18 protein-coding genes are annotated in these 20,904 nt (G+C 69.0%); 7 read left to right on the top strand and 11 right to left on the bottom strand.

Features of this window, described 5'->3' with window-relative positions:
* The coding region (locus ACFVS6_RS41190) for a fasciclin domain-containing protein (protein ID WP_389711670.1) at positions 1-492 on the top strand (492 nt) is incomplete at its 5' end.
* Between the two features lie 180 nt (positions 493-672).
* Here ACFVS6_RS41190 and ACFVS6_RS41185 read toward each other — a convergent pair.
* From ACFVS6_RS41185 to ACFVS6_RS41160, 6 genes are all read right to left on the bottom strand, one after another.
* Positions 673-1,542 carry a DUF4394 domain-containing protein gene (locus ACFVS6_RS41185; protein ID WP_389711671.1) on the bottom strand — a complete coding sequence of 290 codons (870 nt, stop codon included), beginning with the start codon at positions 1,540-1,542 and terminating at the stop codon, positions 673-675.
* A 235-nt stretch (positions 1,543-1,777) separates the two neighbouring features.
* Positions 1,778-2,782: a 2,3-diaminopropionate biosynthesis protein SbnA gene (gene sbnA / locus ACFVS6_RS41180; protein WP_389711669.1), complete on the bottom strand. Its 1,005-nt coding sequence runs from the start codon at positions 2,780-2,782 to the stop codon at positions 1,778-1,780.
* Positions 2,783-2,866: 84 nt separating this feature from the next.
* Positions 2,867-3,934: a 2,3-diaminopropionate biosynthesis protein SbnB gene (gene sbnB, locus ACFVS6_RS41175; RefSeq protein ID WP_389711668.1), complete on the bottom strand. Its 1,068-nt coding sequence runs from the start codon at positions 3,932-3,934 to the stop codon at positions 2,867-2,869.
* On the bottom strand, positions 3,931-4,935 hold the full coding sequence (locus tag ACFVS6_RS41170; RefSeq protein ID WP_389711667.1) for a TauD/TfdA family dioxygenase: 1,005 nt from the start codon (positions 4,933-4,935) through the stop codon (positions 3,931-3,933). The genes sbnB and ACFVS6_RS41170 overlap by 4 nt, the downstream gene beginning before the upstream one ends.
* A gap of 38 nt (positions 4,936-4,973) precedes the next feature.
* Positions 4,974-7,505 (bottom strand): amino acid adenylation domain-containing protein, encoded by a 2,532-nt coding sequence (locus ACFVS6_RS41165; RefSeq protein ID WP_389711666.1) that lies wholly within the window; start codon positions 7,503-7,505, stop codon positions 4,974-4,976.
* A gap of 31 nt (positions 7,506-7,536) precedes the next feature.
* A complete protein-coding gene (locus ACFVS6_RS41160; protein WP_389711665.1) occupies positions 7,537-10,053 on the bottom strand; it encodes a Pls/PosA family non-ribosomal peptide synthetase in 2,517 nt (838 codons plus the stop codon).
* A gap of 319 nt (positions 10,054-10,372) precedes the next feature.
* On the opposite strand from ACFVS6_RS41160, the gene ACFVS6_RS41155 reads away from it, so the two are divergent.
* Both ACFVS6_RS41155 and ACFVS6_RS41150 read left to right on the top strand, forming a co-directional pair.
* On the top strand, positions 10,373-10,951 hold the full coding sequence (locus ACFVS6_RS41155; protein ID WP_389711664.1) for a fasciclin domain-containing protein: 579 nt from the start codon (positions 10,373-10,375) through the stop codon (positions 10,949-10,951).
* Positions 10,952-11,196: 245 nt separating this feature from the next.
* Positions 11,197-11,856: an SDR family NAD(P)-dependent oxidoreductase gene (locus ACFVS6_RS41150; protein ID WP_389711663.1), complete on the top strand. Its 660-nt coding sequence runs from the start codon at positions 11,197-11,199 to the stop codon at positions 11,854-11,856.
* A gap of 251 nt (positions 11,857-12,107) precedes the next feature.
* On the opposite strand, the gene ACFVS6_RS41145 is transcribed toward ACFVS6_RS41150, so the two are convergent.
* Together ACFVS6_RS41145 and ACFVS6_RS41140 are read right to left on the bottom strand one after the other, a co-directional pair.
* Entirely contained in the window at positions 12,108-12,482 is a 375-nt protein-coding gene (locus ACFVS6_RS41145; RefSeq protein WP_389711662.1) for a hypothetical protein, read from the bottom strand.
* A gap of 1,163 nt (positions 12,483-13,645) precedes the next feature.
* Positions 13,646-14,929 carry a hypothetical protein gene (locus ACFVS6_RS41140; protein WP_389711661.1) on the bottom strand — a complete coding sequence of 428 codons (1,284 nt, stop codon included), beginning with the start codon at positions 14,927-14,929 and terminating at the stop codon, positions 13,646-13,648.
* Positions 14,930-15,569: 640 nt separating this feature from the next.
* Here ACFVS6_RS41140 and ACFVS6_RS41135 point away from each other — a divergent pair.
* Entirely contained in the window at positions 15,570-16,106 is a 537-nt protein-coding gene (locus ACFVS6_RS41135) for a DUF4240 domain-containing protein (RefSeq protein ID WP_389711660.1), read from the top strand.
* Between the two features lie 453 nt (positions 16,107-16,559).
* Here ACFVS6_RS41135 and ACFVS6_RS41130 read toward each other — a convergent pair whose 3' ends face one another.
* Entirely contained in the window at positions 16,560-17,357 is a 798-nt protein-coding gene (locus tag ACFVS6_RS41130) for a DUF1963 domain-containing protein (protein ID WP_389711659.1), read from the bottom strand.
* A 314-nt stretch (positions 17,358-17,671) separates the two neighbouring features.
* Here ACFVS6_RS41130 and ACFVS6_RS41125 point away from each other — a divergent pair, with 314 nt between their 5' ends.
* A complete protein-coding gene (locus ACFVS6_RS41125) occupies positions 17,672-18,274 on the top strand; it encodes a hypothetical protein (protein WP_389711658.1) in 603 nt (200 codons plus the stop codon).
* 189 nt (positions 18,275-18,463) lie between these two features.
* Here ACFVS6_RS41125 and ACFVS6_RS41120 read toward each other — a convergent pair whose 3' ends face one another.
* Positions 18,464-18,829: a winged helix-turn-helix transcriptional regulator gene (locus tag ACFVS6_RS41120; protein ID WP_389711657.1), complete on the bottom strand. Its 366-nt coding sequence runs from the start codon at positions 18,827-18,829 to the stop codon at positions 18,464-18,466.
* A 65-nt stretch (positions 18,830-18,894) separates the two neighbouring features.
* Between ACFVS6_RS41120 and ACFVS6_RS41115 the strand changes: the two genes are divergently transcribed.
* The gene (locus ACFVS6_RS41115; protein WP_389711656.1) at positions 18,895-19,743 is read left to right on the top strand and encodes an NmrA family NAD(P)-binding protein; all 849 of its coding nucleotides are present in this window, start codon (positions 18,895-18,897) and stop codon (positions 19,741-19,743) included.
* 61 nt (positions 19,744-19,804) lie between these two features.
* On the opposite strand, the gene ACFVS6_RS41110 is transcribed toward ACFVS6_RS41115, so the two are convergent.
* Positions 19,805-20,221, bottom strand: coding sequence for a DEAD/DEAH box helicase family protein (locus ACFVS6_RS41110; protein ID WP_389711655.1), 417 nt, complete (start codon positions 20,219-20,221; stop codon positions 19,805-19,807).
* A 110-nt stretch (positions 20,222-20,331) separates the two neighbouring features.
* Between ACFVS6_RS41110 and ACFVS6_RS41105 the strand changes: the two genes are divergently transcribed.
* Positions 20,332-20,586: a hypothetical protein gene (locus ACFVS6_RS41105; RefSeq protein ID WP_389711654.1), complete on the top strand. Its 255-nt coding sequence runs from the start codon at positions 20,332-20,334 to the stop codon at positions 20,584-20,586.
* The last annotated feature ends 318 nt before the right edge of the window (positions 20,587-20,904 follow it).

Genomic DNA, 20,904 nt, shown 5'->3' with positions numbered 1-20,904 from the left:
GATGGCGCGATGGCGATGGACAAGCCGTTCGGCGCCGCCTGTGCCGGGGTGCCTGCCGACGGTGCGGGCTCGTTCGACGGCATGGCCAAGGACCCGGTCGCCACCGCGGCCTCGAACAACCCGGCCCTGTCCACGCTGGTCACTGCCGTAAAGCAGGCGGGTCTGGTCGACACCCTCAACAACGCGAAGGACATCACGGTCTTCGCCCCGACCAACGACGCGTTCGCCAAGATCCCGAAGGCCGACCTCGACAAGGTCCTCGCCGACAAGGCCACCTTGACCAAGATCCTCACCTACCACGTCGTGGGCCAGAAGCTCACCCCCAAGCAACTGGAGAACGGCTCCTTCGAGACCCTGCAGAAGGGCATGGTCACCACCGCCGGCTCCGCCGACGCCTACAAGGTCAACGACACCTCGAACGTGGTCTGCGGCAACGTGAAGACCGCCAACGCCAACGTCTACATCGTCGACACCGTCCTCATGCCCAAGTAGCCGGGCGGGCGCCGATCGGCGCGTGACTCGTGTGGGAGTCAGTGCGATGCACGGTGGCTCGGCATGCTCCGCCCGGAGGATGCCGGGCCACGGCACGTCTTCACGTGGCCCTGTCGAGCGGCCGGAGTGCGCGGGCGCCCCGCCGGAGGGTGTCCGCGCATCCGGGCCCGGAAGCCGGGACTACTTCTGGTTGACGGGCAGGGCCAGATCACTGACCTGGAAGCTCTTCGGGAAGGCGCCCTTGTCGGTGGCCTTGCCCGTCAACACGTCGACGGCGTAGAAGCGGTAGCCCGTGCCCGTGTTGATCGCGGCGAACCCGTGGTTGGATCCGGCCGCGGCGTCGAAGTAGATGTCGAATCCGGCGTCCAGGCCGGCGTTCACACCGAGGTTGCCGGTGGGGGCCAGGCTTCCGGCGTTCGCCGGGGACTGGAGGGAAATCCGGTCAGCCATGGTGTCCAGGTCGAACAGCGAGGTAGCGGTCGCCGCGCTCAGATCGTTGTTGGTGTACGCCGCCCCTGTCAGGCCCATCGCGGTGGACGGCGGCATGGTCGGGTTGGTCAGGGTGCCGTCGACGGTCGTGGTCAGAGGTGCGGCCGCGTCATCGATGTTGTGGCGCAGGTTCTGGCCGGTGTTGGAGATGACCCGCAGACGGTTGGCCGCAGGGTTGAAGTCCACCCCGAACGCACTGCCGGCCAGAGCGACGGTCAGCTGTGACACCTTCATCGCCTTGGCGTTCATGGTGTTCAGGGTGTAGATGCCGCCCTTGTCGCCGACGCCGTACAGCTTCTCGTTCTGCACGCGGAAGTCGATGCCGACGAGCTTGGTGTCGCCCCGCAGGCCCGTGACCTTGCCGTGCGACCAGGTCGTGGTGGGCTTGCGTACGTCGAACTCGACCAGTCGCTGGTCCCCGGTCAGGCCGATCGCGCTCAGCCCCTGGTGATCCATCGCGGGCAGGGTACGCGGCCCGTCGTCCGCCGTGGCGAGCGCGGGCGCCGCGCACAGAGCAGCCAGCACAACAGCGGTAGTAGCGGTAGCAGTGCGGTATCGCATGATCACTCCCGGATCGGACGCCTCGACCGACCGGCCGAAGTCTCATGGGTGATTCGTCGCGGTTGTCCGCATAGATGGGTCCGGTCCTCGGAGGTCACCCGCATGGCGCAAGGAACGCGGCCGGTGCACCCGTGTGCTCCGACGCATTCGCATGCCCCCGCCTGTCCGATGGCCATGTCAAGCCGCGGCCGGCGTGCTTCGCCGAGGACCCTGCGGTCCCACGTCCCCCCGTCCGTCAGGGCGTCCGCAGGAACCGGCCGAGGCCCGCTCGGTGTGGTGAGGCGCCTTCAGGGTCCAAGTCGTCGTCGTACAGGGCTCGTACCCAGTTCTCCTGGTACAAGGTATCGAGGTAGCGCTCGCCCAGGTCAGGGGCGATGCCCACCGCGGTGAGGCCGGTGTCCGGATGGCGTGCCAGCCACTTGGCCGCTCCGCTGACGACCGTGCCGGTCGAGCCGCCGAAGAGGAATCCCCGTCTGGCGAGGGCCCGGCAGGTGCGGATGGTGTCCTCCTCGTCGACGAGTACGGCCTCGTCGACCAGGGACCTGTCGAGGAGCGGTGGTGGGACGCTCATGCCCAGTCCCGGAATCATGCGCCGCCCCGGTGCCCCGCCGAAGGTCACGGAGCCCGAGCTGTCGACCGCGATGATTCTGACGCGGCGGTGCCAGTCGCTGAAGTAGCGGGCGCACCCCATGAGCGTGCCGGTGGTGCCGGCGCCGACGAACAGCACGTCGAGTTGGGGGAATCCCCGGGCGATGGCCGGAGCGGTGTTGCGGTAGTGCGCCTTCCAGTTGGCCGGATTGGTGTATTGGCTGAGCCATACGCACCTGTCGTCGGCTTGGCACAGGCCTTTGACGTAGTCGAGCCGGGCGGCGAGGAAACTGCTGCCGGCCTCGTGGTCGGTGATGACGTGGACGGTGCTGCCGAGAGCCTCCATCATGAGCCGGGTCGCCAGGTTGCAGCGGGAGTCCGTCACGCAGACGAACCTGTATCCCTTGCTGGCCGTGATCACGCTCAGGGCGACGCCGAGGTTGCCGGAAGAGGACTCCACCAGGATGGAATCCGGGGTGATGGTGCCGTCCCGCTCGGCGGACTCCACCATTTCGGTGGCGGCCTTCAGCTTGACGGATCCGGCGAAGTTGAATCCCTCGCACTTGAGGAAGAGCGGGCAACCGAGAGACGGTCGAAGGTCGATGAAGAGTTCCTCTTCGTTGAATTCGTGGGGAACGGATATGACACGCACGATGGTCTCCTCAGGTCCGGATGAACGGCGGCGGGACCTCCCCGTGACCGGACAGCCGGCTCGGGCGCCGAACGCTGCGGGTGTTCATCCGTACCGGCGCAGTTCGTGGAAGAAGTCGTCGACGATCCGCAGCCGGCCGGACCTGACCACCTCGTCGTACACGTACTGGCCGACGGCCAGGTCGAGGACGCCGAGGCCGAACGGCGAGAACACCGTGGTCCGGTCCTTCGGCACGGTGATCCGTCCGGCCATGACATCGTCCAGGGTGCCGGCGATGAATCCGCGGTTGCCGGTGAGCCGTTCGGTGAGGTGCGGTGAGGTGTCCGCCCTGAGGCAGTGATCGATGTCGTCGACGATGTTGGTCGACGCGAGCAGGACCTGGGGGGCGAGGTCACGCAACGAGATGTGCAGAACGAGCGGATGGTGGCCGAACCAGGACTGGTCACTGACGTGGGGCTTGGCGGCGACGGTGGCGAAGACCACCAGGTCGCAGGCCCGCACGAGATCCTCCGCGCGGTCGTGAACGGTGATGCGGCCGGTGGCCCCCGACTGCTCCAGATACATCCGGAATCCGGATGCGCTGGTGGGGGACAGGTCGTGCACGCCGAGCTCGTCGAAGGTCCATCCCGTTCCGGTCAGGAAGGTGTGGACGTAGCGGGCGATCAATCCCGTTCCGATGAATCCGACCCTGGTCGGCCGAGACCGACCCCGGCTGAGCCAGTCGGCCGCCAACGCCGCTGAAGCGGCGGTTCTGGTGGCGCTGATGACAGAACTTTCCAAACAGGCGAACGGATAGCCCGTGGCGGGGTCGTTGAGTATCAGGACGGCCGAGGCACGAGGTATCTCGGATGCGACGTTCTCGGGAAAGCTGGAGATCCACTTCAGCCCGTCCACCGGAACGGATCCACCGATGGAGGCGGGCAGCGCGATGATGCGTGCCGAGGGACGGTCCGGGAATCGGAGGAAGGAAGACGGAGGGTTGACCGTCAGGCCGGCGCCGTGCAGCCGGTAGGTGTCCCGGACGACCTGCACGAGGTGCTTCTCGCGCCCCAGCAGGGCTTGGTGGACCTGGGATCCGGAGATCACCGCGAAGGGCGGTACCCGGAGTCCGGTACCTTGCGTGTTCGTCCTGGTCGCGTCGGTGGTGGTCATGGGACGGTCACCTCCATGGTCGGGGAGCAGTCGTTCGGGTGCAGGGGCTCGCCCATGGCCACGATCACCTCGCGGGGTCCTTCGAAGGCCTCGCGACCGTGGGCGGTGCGGAGGTTGTCCACGAGCAGGAGGTCCCCGACCTGCCAGGGCCGGCGGACCGTGTGTTCCTCGTAGACGCTGTTGATGATGTGGACGGTCTCGGGGGAGAGCGGGTCGCCGTTGCCGTGGAAGGTGTTGAACGGCAGGCCCTCCGGGCCGTACTCGGCGAGGAGGAACTCGCGTATCTCGGGGTCGATGGTCCACTCGTTCAGGAACGCGATCTGGTTGAACCAGCATCGCCGGCCGGTGACCGGGTGGCTCAGGACGGCGCTCCGTCGCTGCCGGGTGTGCAGTGTGCCGTCGGGCTGCCAGGCGAAGGTGATCGCGTTGGCCCGGCAGTGGCTCTCGATCCCGTCACGGTCGTCGGTGCCGAACGCCTCGGCGGCGGAGGCCCCGATGTCGTTTCCGTAGCTGCGGGTCAGCAACCAGCCTTCGCGGGCGAAGCGATCGGACAGCGAGGGCGGCAGGGCGTCGAGAACGGCAGCCGAGTCCGCCACGGCGGTCGCGCCGCCGGTGGCGGGTGCGCCGAGGCAGGCGAACAGGAGGAGGGAGGGGAACGTCAGCGCGTAACTGAGCTCGTGGTGCATGCACATCGGCTGATTGGCGGGCCAAGCCGACGAGGAGTAGACACCGTCGGCGTAGCTCCGGCGGGGTGCGAAGGCCTCCTTCTCCGTCACGGGCGAGGCACCGAGCCGGTGCAGGATGACGCCGAGCTGGGCCGGGTCGCGCAGGCCGAGGCCGCGGACCATGACGACGCCGTGCTCGACCAGGGTGGCGCGCAGCACGTCGCGCTGCCGGGCGACCCAGTCCACCGGGTCGGTGGCCGTTTCGACGCACAGGAGCGGCAGACCGCCCGGCGGCCGCTGTGCGGTGGGGAAGGGAATGGGGAGGGAGATGGACATCGTCGTTCCTCTCGGTCTCGTCCACGGGTGTCGGGGGTTCAGGGGCTGTCGCAGGTCGGAACGCGGTCATCGAGCAGCCGGGCCAGGTCCGCCAGGCAGGGGTGGCGGGTGAGGTCCTTGAAGGAGATCTCCCGGCCCAGGGCGACCACCACCCGCAGGGCCGACAGCGAGGTGCCGCCCAGGTCGAAGAACCCGTCCTGGCGGCCGATTCGCTCCACCGGGATTCCCAGGGACCTTGACCAGGCCGCCGCGAGGCGTCGTTCAGCCGGGGTGCGGGGAGGCCGAGGATCGTCGCGCGGCTCGCCCCGGCCTTCTGCGAGTGCGAGCAGTGCCTTCGTGTCGGTCTTGCCGTTCGCGGTCACCGGCAGCCGTTCGAGCCGGTGGAACGCCGACGGAACCATGTACGCGGGCAGGGAGGTGCCCAGCACGTCCCGGAGCCGGCCGGTATCCAGGGACGCGGCCCCGGTGCAGAAGGCCACCAGGAAAGGTTCTTGGCCGGCCCGCCGGGCGGCCACCACGGCGGCGGCGCGGACTCCGGGGGCGCGCACGAGGGCGCCCTCGATCTCTCCGAGCTCGATCCGAAAGCCACGGATCTTGACCTGGGTGTCGCGGCGACCGAGGAATTCCAGCTTGCCGTCGGGGAGCCATCGACCCTGGTCCCCGCTCCGGTAGATCCGGCTCCCCGGGTGGTGGGGGTCGGCGGCGAAGGCGAGCCGGGTGCGCTCGGGGTCGCCCACGTAACCGCGACCGACACAGACCCCGGAGAAGACGATCTCGCCGGGCGCGCCCATCGGCACCGGCTCCAGATTGGGCCCGAGCACGTAGACGCGTACGTTGCCCACGGGCCGGCCCAACGGAACGCGGTCGGAGTCCGGGACCCGGTCCATGACCTCGTGGTTGGTGTCGTCGGAGGTCTCGGTCAGGCCGTACGCGTTGACCAGCCGGATCCCCGGCAGGCGCGCGAACCAGCGCTCGACGAGTTCCTTCGTCACCGCTTCGCCGGTCACCGACACGCATCGCAGGTCCGGCAGGTCCCGGGGGGTGCGTTCCAGCGAGGCCAGCACCGCGTCGAGGTACGACGGCACGACCTGGAGCACCGTGGCCCTGCCCGCGATGACCGTGTCGAGGAAGCGCTCGACGTCCAGGACCGTCTCCTGCCCGACGAGCAGGGTCCGTCCTCCGGCGAGCGGCCCGGCGAGCAACTGCCACAGGGAGATGTCGAAGCACTGCGGCGCCGTCTGTGCGACGGTCGCTCCCTCGCCGATGTCCAGGTCGTCGATCTTGGCGTGGAGATGGTTGAGCATGCCCGCGTGCTCGCACATGACGCCCTTGGGCTCACCGGTGGAGCCGGAGGTGAAGTAGATGTAGGCGAGCGAGTCCGCCGGGATGAGGACACGGGGGTCGTCGGCGCTGCGGACGTCTTCGCAAGCCGCGTCGATGGCCACGATCCGGACTTCGGCCAAGCGGTCCAGGGCCCGGTCGAGCGCGGCGGTGCTGCCGGATTCGACCAGCGCGAAGCGGCACGAGGAGCGGGTGAGCATGGTGGTGATGCGGTCGGCCGGGAAGTGCGGCTCGACCGGGACGTACGCTCCGCCTGCCTTGAGGACCGCGAGCACGGCGGCCATCCACCCCAGGCTCCGCTCGCACACCACGGCGACGGCGTCCTCCCGCCGCAGTCCGAGCTTCAGCAGGGCGTGGGCCAGCCGGTTGGCCCGGGCATTGAGTTCCCCGTACGTCCAGTACCGCCCCTCCTGCACGGCCGCGACGGCGTCCGGATGGGCGTGCGCCCGCTGTTCGAACAGCTCGTGGGCCCGGAGGTCCGGCAGGTTCCGCCGAGGCCCGGCGAGTCCGACGACCTGGTGGTGCAGTTCCGCGGCGCCCACCAGGCTCTGAGGTCCCGGGTCGGCATGCGGGTCGCCGACCATCAGTGCCAGCGCGGTGAGGTGGTAGCCGGTGATCCTGGCGGCGCACTCCCCGTCGAGCACCTCGGTGCGGTACCGCAGGCGCAGGAGGCACCGGCTGCCCCGGGCTGTCACCGAAACCCGCAGCGCCGCGTCGGTCTCAGGTCCGCCGTCACCGTACGGGTCGAACACGGCCTCGGGCGAGGACGCGGGGAAGCCGATGCCGGTACGGATGGCGCCCGCCGGGAGGTCGCGGTGGGGTGCCGTGGCGGACGCGGACGCGGACGCCATCGCGGACGTGGACGCGGCTTGATGCGTGGCGAGCAACAGCGCGCGCCACGAGCGGGAGTCGAGCGACAGGCGCAACGGCAGAGCGGGGCCGCCAGGCACCGCCACGTAGCCGCAGCCGACCTCGCGAACCCCCGACAGCGCGCTCAGGACCTTCAAATGGGCGCAGAGCAGTGTGGAGGAGGGCGTCACACCGAGGTCTCGGGCCAGCCGGCGCAGCGCCGTTGTCAGGGTGGCGGGGATCTCCTCTTCGTACTGTGCCGTCCCCGGTACGGGTGCGGGAGTCCACCGGGGTACGGCGGTGAACCATCCGGCGGCCGGCGGGGTGTGCTGGATGCGCGCGTCCGTGGTCTCCGGGCCGGTTATCACGGGAGTTCCCATGGGTCCCACCTTCTCGACTGGGTGTTTCCGGTCAGGTGTCGTCGACCCGGCGGATCCGAAGGGCCGGGTTCCCTCCCCAGTGCGCGGACGGTGGCACCGTCTCGCCCTTCATGAGGAAGGAGTCGGGGGCAAGGTCCGCGCCGTCGCCGAGAGTGACGCCGTAGTGCACGAAGGCGCCGATCCCGAGCGTGCAGCCGGACCCGATGGAGGTGCGGTCCGACTTGAAGGCGCCGTCCTCCTGCGAGTGGCACTGGATCACACTGCCCGCGTTGAGGGTGCAGTCGTCCCCGATGGTCACCATCGACCGCTCGGTGAGTGCGCAGCCGTCGTCGAACACCCTGCTGCCGAGCCGCACGCCCAGCATGCGCCAGATCACGTTCTTGAACGGAGTGCCGTTGAAGAGCCGCATGTACGTCTCGGAGGGGACCTTCCAGTAGCGTTCGCGCTGCCAGAAGCGGAGGTCGTAGATGGAACAGAACAGTGGGGCGGGCGGCTGCCGGGAGACGAGGGCGCGTTCCACGCCGACGAAGTACAGGGCCGTGAGGAGCAGGACCAGGACGTTGGCGAGTGCGATCGCGGCCGGCCCGAGCGGGTCGTAGAGTTCGGCGGCGACCGCGAAGAGCAGGGTCACCAGGAAGAAGCAGAACCACCGCACCATCAGGTACCAGGCCATGGTGGCGGCGTTGTGGCGGTTCTTGGCGGACAACAGGCGCCGCCTCGTGTCGGCGGTCTGCAGCCGGTCGAAGGTGCTGTCGCGCCGCACCGATCGCGGGATCTCGAAGCTCGGTGAGCCCAGTAGCCCCACGCCCTCCCTTAGCTTCCCGTCGACGGGCACCATGACCTTCGTCGCGAGGAGGCAGTTGTCGCCCGTTCTGCCGCCCGGGGGATACGCGATGCGGTTGCCGAGGAAGTTGCGGGGTCCGATCGACACCCGGCACACGCGGAAGGAAGTGCTGGAGAACTCCGCGTTGTTGATCGAGAGTCCGTCCGCGACCATCGTTCCGCTGCCGACGGAAGTGAGGTACGGGGAGTCCTGCTTGACCTCCGTGCCGAAGTTCGAGCCGGTCTGCTCGATGGGGGAGAGGTCGTACCCGAGGTGGCGGAGGTAGTGGACGATGCAGGAGCTGTCGCCGAACAACCGTGTCAGAAAACGCCTGTTGGTGATCACCGTGACCATCCGGTGCATTCCGTACCGGAACCCGTAGAGCGGATAGACCGTGCCCGGCGTGATGGAACGGGCCATCAGCCGGGGAACCGTGGCGATCAACAGCAGCCCGAGGGGAATCGCGCCGAAGAAGAGGACCAGCGACGCGGTCAGGGCCTCGACGTAGAACGTCCATGTCGTCAGCGCGGTCGGGCCCGGCTCCAGGAAGGCGGCCAGCTGCGGGGCCCAGGCCAGGAGCAGGCCCACGCCGCCGAACGACAGTGGCAGGTAGACGAGCAGCACGGCCAGTACCTGTAGGACGCCGTGCGTGGCTCGGCGCAGGGTCCCGCAGGCGGCCGGACCGACCAGGGAAGCGCTCGTGGCGGCCGGCACCGCGGGCGAACCGTGCCAGTGCTCCCCGTCCGGAACCACCTGCCCGCTGTGCAGGGCGGAGGCGTGAGCGAGCCGCGCACCATTGCCCAGGCCGGTCCCGATATCGATGACGGAGGCCTCCCCGACAACCGCGTCCTTGCCCAGGGACACCGAGCCGGTCCGGATGATGCCCGCCTGGGCCCGGTAGCAGGTGAAGAAGGCGTCCTTCCGGATCACCGTGCCGTCACCGATGCTGAGCAGGTCGGTGCACACGGGCACGATTCGCGAGAACACGGCGGTGCCGCGGCCGATGCGCGCCCCCAGTGCCCTCAGGTACAGGACGTAGAGCGGTGATCCGACGAAGAGCACCGGCGGCGCCGATCGGACGAGCGTCTTCACCGTCCAGAAGCGGAAGTAGCGCAGACTCCAGATCCGTATGCGGCACGGCCGCCACCTGCCGATGAGCACCCACTTCGCCACAACGGGGAGGGCGCTCAGCCCCAGGAGGGCGGCCGCGCCGAACAGCACCGAGCGCAGGTACACGGCACCCGCGCCGGTTCCGGCGGCGATCCATTCGTAGCCCCGGACGCCGGCGAACGCGACGGCGTACGAGTATCCGAGGAACGTGAGCAGCTGGAGCGCACCGCACAGCAGGTAGCGCGGAGCCCCCTCGGCGGGGTGCTCCGCCACCTGCGTCGGTGGTGTTGGAGTGCTCGTGCGCGGGACCTCCGGGGCGGCGAGCGTTGCGGCCAGACGCCCGACCGTCGGATGCCGGTACACATCCTTCATCGACACCGCCGGCAGGCCATCCGTGGCCCTGACCCGGGCGCAGAACCGGGCCATCACCATCGAATCGGCGCCCAGCTCGTCGAAGAAGTGGCTGTCGACGGACACCCGGTCGCGGTGAGTGACGTCCGCGAGCACCCGAGCGAAGGCGCCCTCCACATAGCCGCCCGGGACACCTGCGGCGCCTTGGACCGGCGGGGGCTTCGGCAGGGTGTGGGGCGATGTCCGTGCGGATCTTCTCGTCACGACGGCTCCCTCGGTGGATGCGACACCCGGGTACGCGGTCCAGTGCTCGGCGGGAGCGATGGCGGAACGGAGTGCCACACCCTTGATTCGACGCCAATCGAGCAATGGATGGGTAAAGCGGATATCTCGACTTTTCGTATGTTTCTCCACCAATCGATCCGCTGAACGGCGCCGAACCAAAGGCCGAGGGCTGAAAGCCGGTCGATTCCGGACACGTCCGCGGCCGCCGGCTTCCCCTCCGATCCGTACCACCGACTCGGGGACGAGCGGGCCGCCACAGGTCACCCCCTGCCGGGGTCCTGCTCGAAGAGGAGGAACCATGACCACCCACTACATGCGCCGCTCCGCCGCCCTGGCGGCTGCCGCGTTCGCCTTCCCGGTCGCCCTGGGTGTCGCCGTCCCCGCGTTCGCCGGGACCCAGCAGGCAGACCCGTACGGTCCGGCCTGCGCGTCGGTCCCGAGGGAGGGCTCCGGCAGTCTCGCCGGAATGGCCCAGGACCCCGTGGCCACTGCGGCGTCGAACAACCCGGCGCTCTCGACACTGGTCGCGGCCGTCAAGAAGGCGGGCCTGGTCGACACCCTGAACAACGCCAAGGACATCACGGTGTTCGCGCCCACGAACGAGGCGTTCGCGAAGATCCCCAAGGCCGACCTGGACAAGATCCTTGCCGACAAGGCCGAGCTGACCAAGATCCTCACCTACCACGTGGTGGGTGAGAAGATCACCCCCGCGCAGCTGCCCATGGGCTCGTTCAAGACGCTCGAAGGCGGATCCCTGACCACAGCCGGTTCCGGTGAGAACTTCACCGTCAACGGCAAGGCGAAGATCGTGTGCGGCGACGTCCGGACCGCCAACGCCACGGTCAACATCATCGACACGGTCCTCACTCCCATGTGAGCCGTGCCGGACCGGTCCTCCGTGATGCCGCGCCTCGGCGCGGCATCACCCACGGGGGCCGCATGACGGCGGAGCTCTGCCGGAACCGACCTGAGCCGCCCCCGCACCCCTCTTCCGCCCCGCCCGACAACGGATGCCGACACCTCCGCCGGTTTCGCATCCGCGCGCGTGCCCCGTGACGAAGACCGGTCAGCAGGGGCCGGCTGCATGGTCCCGGCGCCGACACCACGGACAAGGAGGGCGCCATGGCAAGCCTGGGTATGCGGATCCTGGTGGTCGGAGCCACCGGGGACGTCGGAGGTGAGGTCGCTCGTCAGCTGAAGGCGCTCGGCGCGCAGCCCGCGCTCGCCGGACGCAACCGGGACCGTCTCAGGGCACGCGCCGCCTCGCTCGGCGGATGCCCGTGGACGGTGTTCGACGCCTACGACCTGGACGGCTGCGGACGCCTTGCCCAGTGGGCCGGGGGAGAGCTGGGCGGACTGGACGCCCTGCTGGTCGCCATCGGGGTGGCAGGTTTCGGCCGAGCCGCAGAGGTGCCGGAGGCGGCTTGCGAGCACCTGTTCACCATCAACGCGCTGGCTCCGATCGCGGTGGTGCGCGGCTCGCTGACGGTGCTGCCCGCCGGCGGCAGGGCCGTCGTGGTGACGGGTGAGATCGTGGACCGTCCCGCCATGGGGATGGCCGACTACGCTGCTGCCAAGTCCGCCCTTGCGACATGGCTACGCGTGGCTGGTCGTGAAGCCCGCCGCGACCGCATCACCGTCACCGACGTACGACTGCCGCACCTGGACACGCAGTTCGCGCAACGGTCGGTAGTGGGCCGGCCGCCCTCGCTCGGTCCCGGCATCGGCCTCGAAGACGCTGTGAGCCGTCTCGTACTCGCCCCGCTGCTGGCCACCGCCTGAGGAGGCGGGGGACCCGCCGGCCCCAGGCGTGACCGCTCGATCCGTGGAGAGAGCGGGGTCTACCCGCAACCGGCGTGGTCCATGGTCATGGCTTCGGGGTCGCGGAGTGATGACTTCGCATCGAGGGATGGTGGAGGCGGGTCGGCTCGTGCGGGCGGTGCGGCGGGACACTGGATATGCAGTGTCGTGATTGGCCGGCCACGGGACATGAGCAGTCGGATCCCCGAGGCCGTTCGCACAGCATGCCGGAGTCAATTGATCCTGTGGCAGACTCCCGCTCGCTGCGCTCCGTTGATGAGCTGTACCGAGCAGACCTTGCCTTTGCGCATGTGTTTGCGGGGGTAGATGTCAAAGCCGTCGCCCCAGGTGCATCCGTGCTTGGCTTGACGGGTTTCCTGGTGGTAGAGGCCGCCGGCTGTGTCGTAGAAGCGGATCGCACCCTTCGCGTCGCATGTGAACGAGGAGAGCGGTGAGCTGAAGCTCACGCGGTCGACGTAGGTTCCGCTGCCGCTGACGGAGGCACACAACACACGCACCGGCGGCAGCGGCCAGGGATCGCATCCGCTCGCGGAGGCTTGGGCCGACGAGGGATACGCGATCAGGCCGAGTGAGAACAGCGTGATCACGGCGAGAAGGGACACAGACCGTCGCGGACGGATCGAGCGGTCCACCATGAGCTCCCATCTGCTTCAGACCCCGTCATCCATATGGGCGGGGTGGGTAAGCGGCCCAGCATGTGCTGAGAGTTGGCCACCCGACAACCCTCGAAACCATGGGAACGTGTAAGCGAAATTCCCCGTGCCTGGGTCGCCGGAGAGCTTGTCGGGCTGTGCGAGAGGGAATCGGCATCGAGCGGGCCGGGCCGCTCGGCAGGGAACCGCGGGGCTCTGGCGGGGGACGGCTAACCGGGCGGGTGCCACCCGGCCTCCCTCGGAGCCGCTGAGCGGGATGGCGAGGCTGCCGATACCGGTGAACACCAGATCAGGCCCGCAGGAAAGCCGACGGTCTGCGCAGGCATGTCCTGCCTATGGGAATCGACCAGGTCGTTCCCATCACGCCGAAGAACGGTGTGTCGATCGGCGCCGCGCCTCCGCCGGACTGGCCATGCCATGTACCGCCGCATGACGCTATCCGGTCGGGTGTCTTCATCCTGGCTACGACAAGATCCACCGGCAAGAAGCCCATGAACCTAAGATCCGAAGCCGGCCGAACAGCGGCGTACGGTACAGCTCCCGTAGCCGGCGGGACTTCTTCGTATGCCGTTGGCTGGGCGTTCACCGGCCTGGACAAGGCTCCCGACGTCGCGGTCGAGGGAAGTCAGGAGTCAGGGGAGTTGGGCAGCCCGTCTGTCAGGACCGTTGGACGACGGAGGCGTTCGAACGTCGCATGACGGCCGAGTGGGTGTGCTTCTGGCCTACGGAAGCGCCTTCGCCCTGCGATTTCCGTGATGCACCGCAAGGGCGCCACCCCCACGGACTACGCACGCGCCGTACTCCGCGTCGACCGCGACACTTCGTGGACCCCGCCGTCCACGTGGATGCGTAGGAGCAGGACTGCGTTACCCGGTTCTCTTCACGGATCACGCCGGCTGCTTCGGTTCCGTCACGAGAGGCCGTTTGCCCCGCCCGGCCCAGGAACCGGCGGAAGCATCAGGAGGGCCGGGCGGCCGCCACGGCCATCGGCACGCCGTACCTGCTGCCGAGCTGGTACCGGACCTTGCGGCGCACGCAGTGACTGCGGGAGGTTCCGGGCTGGGAACGCAGTGGTGGCCCGGGCGGCCTTCGAGCCGTCAGCCCCCGATGACGGCATGCTGGGTGCCGTCGCCCGGGCGGCCCAGGAACATCCACAGGCCGTAGCCGTAGAGGTCGCTCCGGACGAATCGCTGGGACTCGTCCTCGTCGCGCGGTGGGGCGAGGACGATCGGGTCGCCGGGTTCTGTGCCCCACCGCAATGCCAGGCCCGATTCCTTGGCGAGGAAGCGGTAGACCGCTCCGGTCCGGACCACGGTCTCGTCGTCCTCAGCGTCGTCATCAAGGTCGAAGCCAGGGACGCGGGAAACGTCATGGAAGGCCCCGTCGGTCCACTCCTGCAGCCGGAAGCGCTGTGCGTCGTGCTCCGCAGGCTCGTACTGCGCGATGCCCGCACCGGGCTCGACGCCTGCCGTCTGGAGGGCCTTGCCCGAATGGTGGACCAGGATGCGGTGGTACCCCTCGCCGTCCGGTTCCAGCAGGAAGTGCGCCAGGTCGTACTGGAGCGGCACGTCGAGCGCAGTCAGCATGGCCGCGCCGTTCGCTGCGGTCCGGGGTTCGGGCACACCGGGCCCAGGGTCCGGGGCCGGTCGCGCGGAAGCGGTGAGGGAGGCCAGGGCAGCGGCGGCGACCGCGACGTCGGAGAGCGAGAGCTCAGGGTTGAGAGCGCGTACGACAGCCTCCGTCAGCGGCTCCTGCCGGGCCATGATGTGCCGCACTGCCGCGGCCAGGGCGAACGAGGAACGCTCGACCCCGAGCATGTCGCCCATCATCAAGGTCGCGGGGGCGGGGGCGATCAGATCGGTCAGGACGAACAGCGCCCGGTCGTCACTCTCGTAGGCATCCCGGACACCGGCGTCGTCTCGTATGACGTCGGCCGTCCGCCAGGCGGTGTCCTGCGGCAGACGCCACATGACGGCGGTGATGAAGGGCAGCTCGCCATCCCCGGGGTTGCCCGACTCCGGTTGGTGGAGGCAGGGCCGCAAGGCGTTGGGCACCTCCGCGACGATTCGCCTCCAGGTGTCGCTCTGCGAGGATTCGTACGGCGCGGAGTCCGCGTCGACGTCCCAGAGGAAGATGATGGCGCCTTGTTCCTGGTGGAAGTGCGCTTGCAGCCACCGTTCGCCCTCGTTGGGGATGCGCAGGGCGATGCCGGCTCCGCTGGAGCATACGACCGCATCGAGGCTGTACGGAGCGTGGCCGCCCACGATGAGGCCAATGGTGGCGAGCGACTCGGCCCGTTCCAGCAGTTGCGGTACGTCGGGCATCAGAGCCGCTGCCCGGTGGACGGATGGAGACGGGCGGTCGATGGGGTTCGTCTGCATGCACGCCATTGAACAGGCCGCCGGTGACAGGCTTGGTGGCGGGCTGCGGGGAGAAGCGGTTTCCCCCAGGTGCCGGCCCGGGAACAGCCCTGCGGCTGAAGTCGACCGACGGGCGTCCTGCCGCGTTCGTGGGGTCCGGCCGTCGTCCGGTCGCCTCAGCCGGCGGGCGGCCGGAGCCCGGGACGGAGAGGGTGCCGACGCCGACGGGCGGCCCACACAAAGGACAAAGCGGTCCATTGCGATCACCGTGGGCGAGTCCCCTCGCACGGTGACTGGCGGAGACGGGGCGGACCTACTCCCATCTGTCCGCGGAGTGGAATCCCGTCGGCACCGCGACCGACCCGGGCTTGGTCCAGGAAAAGGAAGATCCGCGTCGCCTCACATCCGGTCGACGGAAACCGACAGCTCTTGCTCCACCAACGCTGTCCGACCGAACGGCTCGCTACCCACGGGGAACCCGAACGCCAACAATTTCTGCGGCACGTCGCCATCCGGCACCCGTCGAGGCGCCTGCGGTCGAAGGCCGAGAACGCACCCGCGCCCGGCGACCAACACGCCGGCAGGTGCGACGTTGCTGCGCCGATGCGCCGAGCTCCCGCGATCGGCCCGATGTCAGTACCGGGTGGCAGGCTCTGCCGCCATGAACAAGCAGCAGTTCTGGCAGCTCATTGAGGAAGCCCGCGATCAGGCGTCCAACCCGAACGACGGCGAAGCGGTCGCTCGCGAAGCGACCGCGCTCCTGGCCTCCCGGCCGTTCGAGGAGATCATCGCGGGCGAGCAGGTGCTGTGGGAACTGATGGTCGAGTCGTACACCAATCCTCTGTGGGCCGCTGCCTACCTCGCCAACGGTGGTTGCTCCGACGACGGCTTCGACTACTTCCGCGGCTGGCTGATCGCTCAGGGCCGTGAAGTCTTCGAGCGCGTGGTCGCTGACCCAGATGCCCTGGCAGAACTGCCCATCGTTCAAGCCTCCGCCGCCGCGGGCGTCGACCTGGAGGTTGAAAACATGCTGGTCATCGCCTGGAACGCACATATCTCGGCGACCGGTGACCAGCTCCCCACCAGCCCATCCACCATCCGCTACCGGGAGCTGGACCCCACCTGGAACTTCGATTTCGATGACCGCGACGAGATGACTCGCCGCCTGCCCGGTTTGGCAGCTCTCCATCTGGAGTAGACGCAAGCTCGCGGTCGCAGGACGAGGTCGGACAGCGGAGGGCGAGACTTCGAACATCGCTACCCGTCAATCCGTCACTCTCTCACTTCGTCGTTCCGTCACAACACACGGGCCCACCTGTTCCGCAGCCATTGCTGTGTATGCCCAAACCCGTGGCCGCGCCGGACAGCACTCCTTGAGCAGCCCCCGACGCGCGGGGCGCGGGCCGGGATTCGTCCGGCCGGCTCGGCCATCGCGGACCCACTAGGTGAACTCGTCGGCGCGACAGGGCGGGTTGGCGGTCCCGGTACGGCGCGCGATCGCCTCGTAGCGCGATAGGGGTGAAGAGGCAGCGGACTTCCACAGCACACCGATCCGGAGGCGGCGTCCTGATCGAGTTCGATACGCCCGACTGACCGTCATGACCTTGGCGCGCCATGCCGTCGCCGCCCACGAGAAGCGATCCGGCCGGGCTCAGCAACAGTCGTAGCGGTGGGTGTACGGGGTACCGGGGCAGGTGCGGCAGACGAAGAAGTACATGCCGCCCATGTCCCCCATGCACATGTGGTGTCCGAACGTGGCGACTGCGGCGGTATCGGCCTCGGCCTGCCAGGAGGGGGTCGCGGCTGGGTCCTGGAGCGGATCCCGGTCGTCGAGGGGGAGCCGGCGGCCCATGCCCGGTTCGGTCGCGGTGACGCTGAGCAGGTGCTCCATGCGGGTGTCGCAGCCCGCGCAGCGGGGCCAGCGGGGGGTCTGCATCCATGCCGGATATCCGCCGACCTTGCTCTGCTGTGTGGTGGCCACTTCGTGGTAGCTGTAGCCGTGTTCGATCTCGAAGTCGTCGAACCGCTCCCCGAGCAGCTCGTCGAGTTCATCGGGGAGGTCCCAGTTCGGGTACTCCACTGCAGGAGTGGGGGACACCGTGCACGGGCGTGGTACGAACTCCTCGTCCGTGACGTGCGGGCGTGGCGGTTCCTCGGTCAGGGCGCCGGCCGTTGTCAGGGCCGTGCTGCGCCAATGGAGCCGGGGGTTGGCCGCGTACGGCTCCTCCTCATGGATCAAGGGGCACCACAGGATCTGCAACAGGTCGGTGCCGGCGGGGAAGGCGAGGGCGGGCACATCCCGGGCGTACAGCTGGACCACCGGAACCATGGCGATCGGCTCGGGCCCGACGGGCGCGGCGAGCGGCTTGTAGTGGTTCGGTTCGGCGCACATCGGCCATGGCTCGTCGGCGGGCCACAGCAGCGGGCCGCCGACGGAGCTGTCACCCACGCCAGGCTGCCCGGCCCGGGGGTAGAGGAGGGTGACCTCTTGGGCCGTACCGGCCAGTTCAGGAAAGACTTCTTCGACTTCAAAGGGCATCGATGCCGGCGGCCGCGGCCCGGCCGGCCGAGCTGAAGTGGGCCGCGGTTGTATGCGATGTGACGACACGGGGTCTCCTGCTGCTGGGTGGCCGTACGCCGCCGACCTTAGCCCCCGCCCCTGACAAGCAGCCCGTCCCGCCCTACCGCCCACCACTCCGCCTCAGCCTCTGTGATCGCCGCATTGGAGTGGGCTCGCAGGGAGAGAGCCAGGGAACTGGCCACGTGCGCGGGGTGGCCTGCTGCACAACCACGGTCAAGGAGATCTCCGTCTACTCCCGTACGGCCGAGCGCGGTCGAGTGGACCTTCGCCAAGTCTCGGAGGCAACCGGCATCCCGATCGGTGACACCCGTCAGGTCCCGCGCGAGTTCGCAATCGCGGGATTTCTGATCGAACACGAGCAGCCGGACGGCGAGCAGGTCTGCCGCCTCTACGAACCCGCTGACGGCCGCCAGGAAGGACGGAGATTGGTTGCGAGGGCTTTGGCGGGGACGCGGACGGTGACGCAAGGACTCGTGGTGGAAAGCGCCCCCTTCGGCGCCGCGATGGGGCTGATCAGCTTTTCGCTGGGAGGCCTGCGATATGTCTTCTCCGCCGATGATCAGGGCACCATCACGGCGGCCAAGAACAGTATTCTCTACAGCCTCATCGCCATGTTGGGGTCATCGGCCTTCGTGGTGATCACTGCCGCGCGAGTGCAAGACGGCCGCAAATCAGGCCGAGCGCGACCGCCGAGAAGGCCCGCGGCCGGCGTGCTCGCTCCCGCCCCCACGGCCTGCCTCTTGATCACCGCGCAGGCCGCCCGCCGCAGGAGTGGGCAAGCCTGAAAGGAGAAGCCACGCCAGGTGTAAGAGGCCCACAGGTGCCCAGCGAGGGCAGGTGGGGGCATACGCCCCGCCGGATCGGCGCATTCGGACCATCAGTCCGGTTTGGTCGGCTCGATGCCCTCTCGACATCGACAGCGACGGGAACGGCGCTTGTACGGACGGTGCCGCACGCCGAACCGGGCAGGGCCGTCAGCGGCCCGACTCCTCGTATCCCGGCGGGGCGGCGCCCGCCGGGTCCGGCACGGTCAGCGCCCAGCCCGCCATCGACTCCAGCACCTCCCTCAGACGCTCGCCCAACGGGGTGAGCCGGTACTCGACCCGCGGAGGGATCTCCGCATAAGCGGTGCGTATGACGATGCCGCTGTCCTGAAACTGGCGCAACCGCCGGGTGAGCGTGTGCGGACTGATGCCCGGCAGGGCATCCCGCAACTCGGTGAAGCGCCGCGGCCCCGGCAGCAGCTCCCGCACGATGAGCGTGGCCCAAGGCCCCCCGAGGAGTACGAGAAAGCGGGCGACGCCGCACTCCGGCAGCTTTTCGGGATGTTCCTTCGTCATTTTTGCGAGCCTAACCCATTGGTGCAGTTGATGTAACTGGGGCACCTCATGCCCTAATGGGGCTCATGACCTACGTGATCCACGGCGCCACCGGCGCCCAGGGAGCCCCCGTCGCCGCCGCGCTCGCCGCCGCAGGCAAGCCCGTGACCGCCCTCACCCGCAACGCCTCCGCCGTCGTGCCCGGTGCGCGGGTGGTTCCGACCGACTACTCCTCTCCCGAGCAACTGATCGCGGCCTACCGGGGCGCGCAGGGCGTCTTCGTGCATCTGCCGATGGCCGCGGAGGAGGACCGTCGGCGGTACGCGGCGAACGTGGTCGCCGCCGTTCAGGAGACCCGCCCCGGCCGCGTGGTCGTCTCCACCAGCGGCGACGACTCCGGCCTCCAGGACCCCTCCGGCAACGCCCTGGGCGCGCTGGTGGCCGGTCTGGAGGAATCCGGGGCTTCCTACGCGGTGGTCGCCCCGCGGCTGTACATGGAGAACCTGCTGCTGCCGCCGGTCTTCGCCACCACGCAGGAAAGCGGCGTGCTGCGCTATCCGCTGGGGCCCGGCTTCCCCGTCGGATGGTCCTCCCACCTGGACGTGGCCGATGTCGTGACCGCGCTCTTCGAGCAGACCGGGATCACGGGCACGGTCTCCGTCGGACAGGACCCGGCCGTCACGGGTCCCCAGCTCGCGGAGGCCTTCGCCGGGCGGCTCGGCCGACCGGTGACGTACGAGGCGATGGAGCCCGCCGCCTTCGGCGAGCTGATCACCCCGCTCTTCGGTGAGCAGGCCGCGACCGGCGTCGCGGGGTTCTACGCGTTCCTGGGCACGCTTCCCGACCTCCCCGTCGACGCCGACCGGTCCGCCCAGAAGCTGCTGGGCGTCTCGCCCCGCACGCCTGCGCAGTGGCTTGCCGCCCTCGACCTCTGACACCCCACGCAGACGGCTTCCGCCCTGGCGGGCGGAAGCCGCGTACCTACGGGCGGATGCGCTAGTAGAGGCTCCCGGTGTTGCAGTGGGAGCCAGCGGAAGAGGTCCTCGCCGCACACGGTGACGCCGGGCACGACGTCGTCGCGCCGCGCGCCGCTGTCTGCGTCAGCAGATCCAGCGCCGGCAGCAACACCAGGGCCCGCCCGTTCCGGGCCAGACGGAGCGCCGCCGCGGCCGCGATGAACGTCTTCCCGGTCCCGCACGCCACCACCGTGGCCCGCAGACCCGCCTCCGGAATCCGCTTCCCCGGTGGAATATCGAGCCCCCGGACAATTTCCGTCACCGCTTCCTCCTGAGAGGACGAAGCACGACGCCACCAGACTTCTGAATTCAGCACTCCACTGAAACGAAGTGGCGGGGAAAAACCCGTCAAGGAGCGGGTAGCGGGTTTCTCGGGATCGTACACAGCTACATGCATTACACCCCACATGATGCATACTGATCACTGTACCGCGAACGAGGCTCGACGTAGACGATTACGCGATACCGACTCCTCCGGAAGGAGAAGCGATCGGTAGGGTCCGGGACATGGTCAACCCCCTGTCGAAGCCCCTCGAACGCAAGCACCTCGTAGCCTCCCTGGTACTGGCCGCCCTGCTGACGGTCGGCTGGTACGGCTTTCAGCCCGTCCCCACTGACTGCGTGGTGTATCACGGGGCGTACGTTCCCCTTGAGGGGAAGGGACTTACCGCGGAGCAACTCACGAATCTGAAGAGACAGGCCTCCGAAGCCGAGGGATGCCCGCGGGTGAGACGTTGGGACACCTGGGGATTCTCGATCTGACAACCCCCGCCGGCAGGTCCGAGCAGGATGACCTCCTTCCAGCCCGCCGCCCGCGCAGCGGGCGACCCCAGAGGCGAAGCCGGAGGGGTCCCCAGGGTGGGAGAGCGGAGCGAACCCACCCCAACGGGCCGCAGGCCCGGACCCCGTGAAACGGGGTCACCCCGGCTCGCGGAGCGAGCCGTTCGGGCAAAGCCCGAACCCGTCCAAAGCAAAGCGCAGGACACCGGCCCGAAGGGCCGGCCCTGCCCGGGGCGAAGCCCCCGGGCGCCGAGCGCAGCGAGGCGGTCTCTCTCCTACGCGCGCAGCGCGTAGGTACCC

Origin of the sequence: Streptomyces sp. NPDC057939, assembly GCF_042887545.1 — a bacterium.
GTDB lineage: Bacteria > Actinomycetota > Actinomycetes > Streptomycetales > Streptomycetaceae > Streptomyces.
This window is presented reverse-complemented; position numbering and strand designations above follow the sequence as displayed.